Genomic DNA, 6,680 nt, shown 5'->3' with positions numbered 1-6,680 from the left:
GACCGGACCGACCCCCCGCACCAGCCGCCGTCGACCGATCCGCCGACTCCTGATCGTCACCACCGCCTTCCTCGCCGTCGCCGCCTGCACCGGCACCGCGGTAGCCGGCGGCAAATGGCTGAAGAACACCATCGGCGCCGTCGGCGCCCTCAACGACAACGGCAAGGGCAACGGCACCCGCGTCGGCGCCACCGAGCCCGACGGAGACCTCAAACAGGTCAACGGATACCCCAGCACCCGGACCGGCGCGGCCTCCGTCACCGTCGCCGGCGACCACGTCATCTCCGCCGTTTCCGGCGAAGGGGCGACCGAAGTCGTCTCGCTCCCCGCCAACGACGCCCCACCCCGCTGGACGACGACCGTCCAGATGGAACCGTCCGAACTCCGAATCAGCGCCGTCGGCGACCTGATCATCCTGGACGGCAAACGCTCCATCACCAACTACGGTGACGACGTCCGCGCCGTACTCTCCGCCGCCAACGGCAGGCAACTGTGGAAACGCGAGTGGAGCCACCGCACCGACATCGCCTACTACGGCACCGACGCCGTCGTGGCGATCCGCAGCGGCACCGACAAACACTCCATCGCCCGCGTCGACCTGCGCACCGGCAAACAGGAGTGGATCCGGACCGGCAGCCCCGACGTGCTCAGCACCGACGACCACCGCGCCGAACCGATGCGTCAATGGCCCGCCCCCGACACCACACCAACCGCCACCCTGCCCGCCGTCAACGGCGTCCTCACCGACGCGGTCGTCGCCACCACCCCGGTGGTCGAACTCGACGCCAAGAACGGCCGCGGCACCCTGCTCGACGCCAGGAACGGAAAAGTACAGGGAACCGGCAAACTCCCACTCGACGACGGCATCTGGGTCGCCTACGACAACCTCGTCATCGGCAAGACCGCCACCCAATCCTCCGGCGCCCAGCAGGTCCTCGCCGGCTACGCCGTACCCGGATTCCGGCAGCGTTGGAAGATCGGGCTGGCCGCCGTCGAACGCATCGAACGCGTCAAACCGTGCGGACCCCACCTCGTCTGCGTCGCGATCACCGGACCGGACGCCAACCACACCCTCGCCGTCGACACCCGCACCGGAACATCCGTCTGGCGAATCGCCGTCGACAACTCCGACGAGGACTGGTACGCACACGGCGACACCATCCTCGGCGGCAAGTCCACCTTCTTCGAGTCGATCGACGACCCCCGGCTGATCAACCAGTCGGACGGCAAGGCACGACGGAAATTCACCGAATACACCACGGTGCTCGCCACCAACGGCGGCCGGATGGTGCTGCTCAGCACCGACGGACTGCCCCTCAAGTGGCAACTCCACGTCGAGGAGACCGCCACCGACCGGGGCACCAACGCCGTCCCCGTCGGCGACAAGTCCCCCGAACAGGTGGCGGTCGCCGGCGACCTCGTCGGCGTCATCACCGGCGACCGACGCACCCTGGCACTGCGGATCTCCGAACTGGGCTGACCACCCGCGACAGCCGCGTATGCGCGACACCCTGTTCTGATCGACACCGATCGTCAGCGGATCCAGTGCCACTCGGACGGGCGGCAGCCCAGCGCGTTCAGCCGTGATGATCGTGACGACGACGTGTGAGCGCGAATCGCGTGGTCATCCGTACGCCCGGATGATGCGGCCGGTGTCGTCACCTTCGACGCAGCGCAGGTAGTGGCCGACGAGTTCGTCCATCGGCACCGGACGCATGCCGGGGAAGTGTTCGGCGAAGGCGTCGAGGGAGTCGCCGATCATCGTGGGGCTGACCACGTTGATCCGCATACCCCGCGGTAGCTCGATCGCGGCCGACAAGCCGAAGCTGTGCAGGGCGCCGCTGATGACGCCGCCGCCAGTGACGTGCGGCCATGCTTGGTCGGCGAAGATACCGGAGGTCAGGGTGAAGGAGGCGCCGTCGGCGCAGTGGTGCTGGCCGGTGAGAACCAGATCTGCCTGCCCGAAGAACTTGGCTCGCATGTTTTCAAACAGCGCGTCGGATGTCAGCGTCGTGAACTCGTCGAGCGCGCCGTGCGCTGCGATGCTCACGACGCTGTCGACCGCCCCGACCTCGCGGTACATGGCCTCGATGGTCGAGTGCGAGGTCAGGTCGACGTGGACGTCACCTGAGGTGCGTCCGGCCACGACAACGTCGTGGCCGCGCGATCGCAGCGCGGGCACCAAACGTCGTCCGATGGTGCCGGCACCGCCGACGACGACGATCCTCATCGTGCTTTCTCCTTCCGGGACAGGATTCCTGGCGCGATGCGTCGTTCGAGGCTCTGTGCCAGCAAGGTGAGCGCGTCGGCGTCAGATGTGCCGGGACGCGCGTAGAACAGGCCGATCTGCTGGTCATCGTCAGGCAGGGTGACCGTCTCGTTCGCCAGAGTCACCCGCCCGACGACAGGATGGTCGAGTTCTCGTAGGTAGTACGAGCACGTTCGGACGGGGCGCCGCACCCACATTCGCGCGAACTCCGGGCTGTCGACGCCGAGTTGGCCGACGAGCTGTTCGAGCTCTGGGTCGGCCGGGTGCCGCGCAACCGCCTGATGCAGGGCCGCGACGGTGACCTGTGCCTTGGCGTGCCAGTCGCGATACAACGCGCGGTGGTGGGGGTCGAGGAACAGCATTCGGGCGATGTTCGGCCGAATGCGCATGTCCGGGGCGTCGACGTCGACATGGCCGGCCAGCAGAGCGTGTCCGAGGCGGTTCCACGCGAGGACGTCGGCGCGGTGATCGATCACGATCGCCGGTGTTCCAGGCATGGCGGCGAGCAGTTCACGTACTGAGGGCCTCAGTTTGCTTCTACGGGCCCGAGGACGAGTCGGTCGTCGCGGAGCAGCAAGGATCCGCAGATGTTCGTGCTCAGCCGGAGAGAGCTGCAACGCCGCGGCCAGCGCGTCGATGACGGCGCCAGAAGCGCTACCGCTGACCCCCTGCTCCAGTCGCGTGTAGTAGCCGATACTGACCCCGGCGAGTTCGGCCAGCTCCTCCCTGCGCAGTCCCGGGACTCGCCGACGAGTAGCGCCGGGCTCGATACCCGCAGCGTCTGGCGTCAGGCGTTCGCGTCGGCTACGCAGAAAGCCGCCGAGATCGTTCACTCCCTTGTTGACCACCAGCCCATCGTCGCGCCGATCGCCGACTTCGGCCTGCCCCAAACAGGGACACCTTACCGACGACATGCTCCACACCGTGCTCCGCCGGAGGGCGAACGGCGAGTCCGTCGAGCAGATCCAGCCCGACCTGTCAGGCGAACGCCTGACCACGTACGGACAGCACCGCTGGTCAGACATATCCGCCCGATTTTCCCGAGTACTACGGCGACCCCTCACTCCGAACCCGCCGCCGTCCCGGAGCCGACCAGCCGACCCAGGGACCGGTTCGTTCGGTTCGCCCGGACCGCCGCCCGCTGGGCGTCGGCGGTCACCTCGATGTAGTTCTGACTCGTGCTCAAGCTCGCGTGCCCCAGCAACCGCATGATCTCCGAAGCATTCGCACCGTCCTCCGCCAGCCGGGTCGCGAAGGTGTGCCGCAACGCGTGCAACTGCGCACCCCGGGGGACCCGGTCGGTGATACCGGCCCGCCGGTAACAGGACTCCACCAGATACTGCAACCCACCCCGACGCAGCGGAGCGCCGTACCTGTCGACCAGCAGGGCCGAATCCCGGCGTACGGTGCGGGCGCCGAACCGCCGCCGTCGGCTCTCCAGATAGCCGGTCACCACCTGGTCCAGCTCCGGCTCGACCGGGATCACCCGGCTCCGGCCACCCTTGCCGGCCACCTCGACCCGCCGCTCGCCCGGCCGACCGCCCAGCGAATCGACCCGGAGGGCCAGCAGCTCGGCGAGCCGGAGCCCGGCGCACAGCGCCAGGGCCAGGACCGCCAGGTCCCGCTCGGGCCAGGGGTGCCGCTGTCGCGGGTCCTCCCGGGCCACCGCCGCCAGCAGGTGCTCCGGGGTCTGCTCACCGCGCAGTGGTTTGGGCGGGGGAGGCGGCACCACCGGCTTGTCCACCGCCGACATCGGGTTGCCGGGCAGGATGCCGTCGGCGACGAGGAACGCGAAGAAGCTGTTCCAGGTCGACCAGGCGCGGGAGATCGAGGCGGCGGCGCGGGGAGCGGCGAATCGGGCAAATGCCGCACGAAGCGACCGAATCGTCAGGGCGCTGATCTCCAGTTCGGCGAGGGGGAGGGGAGTGGCCGGATCCTCGGCGACCAGTCGGCCGAGGGCGAGCAGGTCCCGCCGGTACGCCGCCAGGGTGTGCGGGGAGGGCTTGCGGGTCGCCCGCGACGTCAGGAACTCGTCGATGAGGGATAGAAGTAGAAGGTTCCTTTCGTCCTGCATAAGCAACATTATGCAGTATTTGTCGGTTTAACGCGAGTAGTGATCATGTATGGATCATCGGTCCGGCCGGGCGCGACCGATCCCGAATCTCCGATGGGCCGGACGTCACAGCGAGTCCGGCCCATCGGAGATGGATTACCTGGGGAGAGCGACTTCGATGGGAGTGCCGTTGCTCGGGGTCACCTGAACCTGGATGGCGTTGTCAGGCAGCAGCGCGGCGTCGGCGCCGCCGTCGAGCCATTGCCCGTCGGGCCCGCTCCGGTACCTGAGGTGCGATCCGTAGGCGGCGACGACCCAGCCCTGTGCGTCAGGCATGCGGATCGCCACGGGCAGAGGCGCGCCGAGGTTGACCTGCCCGCCGTACCGGACGTCCTGAACCTGCCCCGCACGGTCGACCAGCACCGCGTACAGCCTGCTGGCGTCGTTTCCTTGCTGGTACTCGCCGACGAGCGCGGTTCTTCCGTCCGGCAGCCCGGCGGCCACGGCCCACAGACCGGGCGAGGAGTGCCTGACGCCGGGATCGATGAATCCGCGTTCTGTCAGCCAGCCCTCGAGGGAGTTGATGACGTCGCCGGGCACGGTGGGGTTGGACCCGACCCGGATGACGCGGTCGCTCCCGGTTCCCGGGGTAGGGGTGGCTCCTCCGGTCACGATCGGCCACGGCAGGTGGTGATTGTCGTAGGTCGGCAGGCCACCACCGCCGGCAAGGTAGTCGCTGGCCGGATCGAGCTGGAGCAGACCCTCGCGGCCCGTCTCGTCCGGAGCGGGCCGGACGGCGCGGGCGAGCACCAGGACGCCGCTGGTCGCCGTGTTCTCCGGCACCTGGGTAACCGCGACTCCGTCCGTTACCGGCATTGGCTGCCAGTCCCGGGTGGGCTTGCCGTCGTCGCCGAACCGGGCGACCGCCGAGAAGTACAGCGGCAGGCCCCGGTCGACCACCAGGATGGTCCGGTTTCCCGGACCGAACTGGAAGTGTCCCGGTGCCGGTTCACCGTTCGACTGGTACTGGTCACCGACCAGCTTCAGTTTCCCGTCGGCGGGGTCGACCGCCACGAGACCGACCAGCGTCTGCAACTGGTTCGCGTCGTAGTCGGCCAGGCCGTCACTCGGGTGCAGGAACGCCTGCTGCAGCACCACCGCGGCGCGGCCCGCCGGCGTCGTGCCCGCCCAGTAGACGTGCGGCTCGCCGCGCCGGTCGTCGAAAATGTTCCGCTCGGCGTTGTACGAGTCGCGGATGCCCTCCTCCCAGGCACGCGTCGCCTGGTCGAGGAACTCCCGATCACCGGCGAGGTCGCCACCGGTCGGCTGCTCCAGCCGCTGGTCCGAAAGCTGCGCGGTCTGCTCGGCATCATGGCCCGGAAGGATCGCGGCGAAGCCGACACCGGCCAGCGCCACCATCACGGTCGCGGCGGCCACGAATCGGAGTCTCCGGTATGTGGCGCGACGCTGCCCGCCGCGCACCACCCGGTTCGTGAAGTCCGGCTGGAGATCAATCTCGTCGGTGGCAGCGCGCATCGCGCGGCCGAGAGTATCGGCGTCCATTGACATGTCATCCTTCCTGGGTGGCGTGCAGGAACACGCGCGGATTTTCGGTGTCGTGTTCCTTGCCGAGCACCTCACGGAGCTTGGCGAGCCCTCGCGAGGTCTGGCTCTTGACCGTGCCCACGCTGCATCCGAGGACCGCGGCCGCCTGTGTCTCGGAGAGGTCGTCGAAGAAGCGCAGTACGAGTACCGCGCGGGTCTTGGCCGGCAACGCCGCCAGTGCCCGAACAACGAGGTCCCGGTCGGCTATCGCCGCCTCCGGGCCAGCGACGCCTTCGTAGGCGGCGGCGTCGAGCGGTGCCTCGCGCACCCGGCGGCCCTTGCGACGCCACCGGTTGGCCGCGCCGTTGGCGAGGGCCGTCCTGGCGTACGCCTCGGGCTCGCCTCTGATCCGCTGCCATCGCGGGTACATGCGTTCGAGAACGTCCTGCAGGAGGTCCTCTGCGGCGCCGCGATCACCGCCGCAGAGCAGATAAGCGCTCCGAAGCAGAGTCTGCGAGCGGGTGCTCACGAACTGCTCGAAATCGATGGACGGAAGCCCCATCTCGTCTCGCCTTCGTCGGCAGGTCTGTCACCGGGGATGACACCGGCAGGGCCGACAAGGTTGCGGCGAGTCGTGTGCTTCGAAGGGACGGGCTCCGCACCTGCCGGTGGGCAGACGTTCGCCCGGGCCGGTCGGCGGTGGCCGAGTCGGTGCGGGGAGGACTACACGTTCGCCGGGTGGCCGGTCTTCATGGCAGGGACAACCCTAAAGCTAAAGCGGGCGGTCGGACCCGGTCTGGTTGACATAATGTA

The 6,680-nt window shown here is 68.7% G+C and carries 6 protein-coding genes; 1 reads left to right on the top strand and 5 read right to left on the bottom strand.

The features are described 5' to 3' along the window. A partial coding sequence (locus tag I0C86_RS11510; RefSeq protein WP_196201215.1) for a PQQ-binding-like beta-propeller repeat protein occupies positions 1-1,480 on the top strand: 1,480 nt, incomplete at its 5' end. A 144-nt stretch (positions 1,481-1,624) separates the two neighbouring features. Here I0C86_RS11510 and I0C86_RS11505 read toward each other — a convergent pair. From I0C86_RS11505 to I0C86_RS11485, 5 genes are all read right to left on the bottom strand, one after another. Then, positions 1,625-2,230 (bottom strand): short chain dehydrogenase, encoded by a 606-nt coding sequence (locus I0C86_RS11505; RefSeq protein ID WP_196201214.1) that lies wholly within the window; start codon positions 2,228-2,230, stop codon positions 1,625-1,627. Next, positions 2,227-3,159, bottom strand: a complete 933-nt coding sequence (locus I0C86_RS11500) for a helix-turn-helix transcriptional regulator (RefSeq protein ID WP_230393984.1) — start codon at positions 3,157-3,159, stop codon at positions 2,227-2,229. The genes I0C86_RS11505 and I0C86_RS11500 overlap by 4 nt, the downstream gene beginning before the upstream one ends. Before the next feature lie 170 nt (positions 3,160-3,329). Then, positions 3,330-4,343, bottom strand: a complete 1,014-nt coding sequence (locus I0C86_RS11495; protein ID WP_196201212.1) for a tyrosine-type recombinase/integrase — start codon at positions 4,341-4,343, stop codon at positions 3,330-3,332. Positions 4,344-4,478: 135 nt separating this feature from the next. Beyond that, entirely contained in the window at positions 4,479-5,885 is a 1,407-nt protein-coding gene (locus I0C86_RS11490; RefSeq protein ID WP_196201211.1) for a hypothetical protein, read from the bottom strand. A gap of 7 nt (positions 5,886-5,892) precedes the next feature. Further along, positions 5,893-6,429, bottom strand: a complete 537-nt coding sequence (locus I0C86_RS11485; RefSeq protein ID WP_196201210.1) for a SigE family RNA polymerase sigma factor — start codon at positions 6,427-6,429, stop codon at positions 5,893-5,895. Positions 6,430-6,680: the final 251 nt, after the last annotated feature.

Origin of the sequence: Plantactinospora alkalitolerans, assembly GCF_015690345.1 — a bacterium.
In the GTDB taxonomy this organism is placed as follows: domain Bacteria; phylum Actinomycetota; class Actinomycetes; order Mycobacteriales; family Micromonosporaceae; genus Plantactinospora; species Plantactinospora alkalitolerans.
The sequence above is the reverse complement of the archived record's forward strand: the minus strand, read 5'-3'. Positions and strand labels throughout refer to the sequence as shown.